The organism is Vibrio sp. Y2-5 (assembly GCF_014596725.1).
Lineage (GTDB): Bacteria > Pseudomonadota > Gammaproteobacteria > Enterobacterales > Vibrionaceae > Vibrio.
The window spans coordinates 1-2,676 of the sequence record NZ_JACVEG010000027.1 but is presented as its reverse complement, the minus strand read 5'-3'; the positions used below and the strand labels follow the sequence as shown (position 1 = coordinate 2,676).

Here is a 2,676-nt window from a genome sequence, read left to right as displayed (position 1 = left end):
GTCTACCAATTTCACCACCAGGGCAACGCATAATGCGATGGTGACACCATCTGTTCACCACATTGCTGTGTGAACGAGGCGTACTGTAGCGGATTATTTTATCCGGTCAACAAAAAACTTTATCTTTATGAATTGAATGCTTAGAAAGCGAACCGCACCGTATAATTGATGTTCAGTTGCTAAAAATTATGCCTGCAAATCGCTCCAGCGAAATCTTCAAGATAAAACTACCGAAAATTAAAAGTTATCACTCAAATACCGCACAGTGATTGATGAAATTGGTAAACCGCTCCTCTAGGTTTAGATGTACAACGAGTTACTTTTCTTTTTCTTTGTCTTCACTGCCTTTTGATGGTGGCTTGAAGAGGCCTTCCATCATGGAAGTGGGCATAGGAAACAAAATGGTCGAACTTTTTTCGGCGGCGATTTCCGTCAATGTTTGCAAGTAACGCAATAATATCGCATTAGGCTCTTCAGCTAAACGATTCGCGGCTTCAACCAGCTTTTCTGATGCTTCCATCTCACCAGAAGCATGAATAACTTTTGCCCGACGAGTCCTTTCCGCTTCAGCTTGACGCGCTATGGCTCTCACCATTGACTCATTCAGATCCACATGTTTAATTTCAACATTGGAAACTTTGATCCCCCAGCCATCCGTTCGAGAATCAAGGATCTCTTGTATATCGGCATTTAGCATTTCTCGATTCGCCAGCATCTCGTCCAATTCATGTTGACCTAACACAGAACGCAATGTCGTTTGGGCAAGTTGCGATGTGGCCTGTAGATAATTTTCTACATTGATGATCGCTTTTTGCGAATCGACCACGCGAAAATAGATAACAGCATTGACCTTTACTGACACATTATCGCGGCTAATAACATCTTGGCTGGGTACATCCATAACTACCGTCCGCAAATCGACACGTACCATTTGTTGGATCACCGGAATAACAATGATCAAACCCGGACCTTTCACCTTTTGAAATCGACCAAGAAAGAAAACCACGCCACGTTCATATTCGCGAAGAATACGGAATAGACGCACTGCGATGACTATCACCAACACCGCAAGTAATACTGGAGTCAGTAGATCTGTGTTTACTGGAATATCAGGCATTATCTTCACTCCTTGACACTTTTTTCACTTTTAACGTCAGTCCATCTACCGATTCAATACTGACGATTTCGCCCTTATTGAGTGGATGGTCACATATAGCCTTCCAACGCTCACCTTCAATGTTAACGTATCCGTGGCGAGCAAAATCCTGCGATACAATAGCGTTATGACCAACTAACGCTTCCTCACCACTCACAACCTTCTTGTGTCGCAGTTTCATGAGCATTTTAAGCACGAAAATAATCAAAGCCGCGGAAGACAAAGCTATCGCATAAATCAGAGATGCCGACACCCTTAGCTCAGGTAAATCACTATCAATTAAGAATACTGAGCCAAGAACAAACGCGGCAATTCCCCCAGCCCCAAGAATGCCAAAACTTGGGATTAATGATTCAGCGATTAGTAACGCCATCCCAAGTAGCATCAGCCCAAGACCAGCGTAGCTAACTGGCAACAACTGGAAGGCATACAAAGCAACAAATAAACAGATTGCACCAGTAACGCCAGCCACCCCAAAACTTGGACTAAAGAACTCTAGTATCAAACCATATATACCAATCATCATCAGAATATAGGCCACGTTAGGGTCAGTAATTGTCGCTAGAAATTTATTACGTAAATCTGGCTCTCGAGGCTCCAATACTGCTCCAGAAAGGTCCAATACCACATTTTGATCATCAACTTTTACTTCAACACCATTCAATTTGAGCAGTAAATCCTCAGGAGACTCCGCCATCACATTAATGACGTTGAGTGCTAACGCTTCTGTGGCTGAAAGCGTTTCGGCGTTTATTACCGCTTTCTCTGCCCACTCTACATTGCGTCCACGTAACTGAGCCAACGAGCGAATGTAAGCAACCGAATCATTGAGAATTTTCTTTTCCATGGCCGTTGGCTCATTGGGTTGATCTTTCTTGTCTTCTCCTGGAGTGGTACCGCCAATTTGTACCGGTGTCGCGGCCCCTAGCGTCGTCGCAGTAGACATTGCCGCAATATGACAAGCATAAAGAATGTAAGTACCAGCGCTGGCAGCACGAGCTCCAGGAGGATAAACCAAACATAATATCGGGATCTTTGACGCTAAAATATGCTGATTGATGCTTCTAAGGCTTGAGACGAGTCCACCTGGGGTGTCAATAGAGATAATGATTGCAGGTGAGAGTTTGCTGAAATTGGCTCGCTGGATTTCTTTGATCACATAATCCCCAACAGCAGGGCCTATTGCTCCACTGATAGAGATGACTGGAACAGTTGAAGAAGACACCTTCTTTTCATCTATCGGTTCAGCCGTCGCCAATGCAAAAAAGCTTAGTAGTCCCCAAATGAGCCCTACTATCACCCGATGATACATAGTTTATTCCAGCTTTGGATGTACTTGTAAGTGTAGTTGGAAATTAAGCCGTGAGGAGTTGAATAATAGTTTAAAGTCGCAGAACAACAGAAGAGTGAATCGATATCAAAGGGACTGGATGTCCATTCTATCAATTTCGAATAAAACCAGCATAAGCTGGGAAGGAAAATGGAGGCGCGTACCGGAATCGAACCGATGTACACGGATT

At 43.8% G+C, this 2,676-nt stretch carries 2 protein-coding genes; both read right to left on the bottom strand.

The features are described 5' to 3' along the window. Window positions 1-316: 316 nt before the first annotated feature. Window positions 317-1,117 (bottom strand): slipin family protein, encoded by an 801-nt coding sequence (locus tag HUO09_RS21610; protein WP_167412627.1) that lies wholly within the window; start codon window positions 1,115-1,117, stop codon window positions 317-319. Further along, on the bottom strand, window positions 1,110-2,468 hold the full coding sequence (locus HUO09_RS21605) for a nodulation protein NfeD (RefSeq protein WP_188235254.1): 1,359 nt from the start codon (window positions 2,466-2,468) through the stop codon (window positions 1,110-1,112). Before HUO09_RS21605 ends, HUO09_RS21610 begins: the two co-directional genes overlap by 8 nt. Window positions 2,469-2,676: the final 208 nt, after the last annotated feature.